This window comes from Vibrio sp. R-1 (assembly GCF_035615595.1).
Classification (GTDB): domain Bacteria; phylum Pseudomonadota; class Gammaproteobacteria; order Enterobacterales; family Vibrionaceae; genus Vibrio; species Vibrio cholerae.
In genome coordinates this window covers 1-423 of the sequence record NZ_WPDC01000324.1, presented here as the reverse complement: position 1 = coordinate 423, position 423 = coordinate 1, and the positions used below count along the sequence as shown (strand labels likewise).

General features: G+C 55.1%; 1 protein-coding gene. It reads left to right on the top strand.

All coding sequences use genetic code 11. The features are described from left to right. The coding region (locus GOU96_RS18340) for a transketolase-like TK C-terminal-containing protein (protein WP_324702127.1) at positions 1-423 on the top strand (423 nt) is incomplete at both ends.

Sequence of the window (423 nt, the reverse complement as noted above, 5' to 3'; positions counted from 1 at the left end):
ATGGCTTGGAAACTGGCGATTGAGCGTAAAGATGCGCCATCTGCGCTGATTTTCTCGCGTCAAAACCTCGCGCAGCAACCACGCAGCGCTGAGCAAGTCGCGAACATCGCTAAGGGTGGTTACATCCTGAAAGAGTGTGCAGGCCAACCTGAGCTTATCCTGATTGCGACCGGCTCTGAAGTGGAACTCGCAGTTGCCGCTTACGAGCAACTGAGCGCAGAAGGCAAAGCGGTTCGCGTGGTCTCTATGCCATCAACCGACGCGTTTGATAAGCAAGATGCCGCTTACCGTGAAGCCGTTCTGCCAGCGGCAGTCACCAAGCGTATCGCGATTGAAGCCGGTATTGCCGACTTCTGGTACAAGTATGTTGGCTTTGGTGGTCGCATCATCGGTATGACCAGCTTTGGTGAATCCGCACCTGCG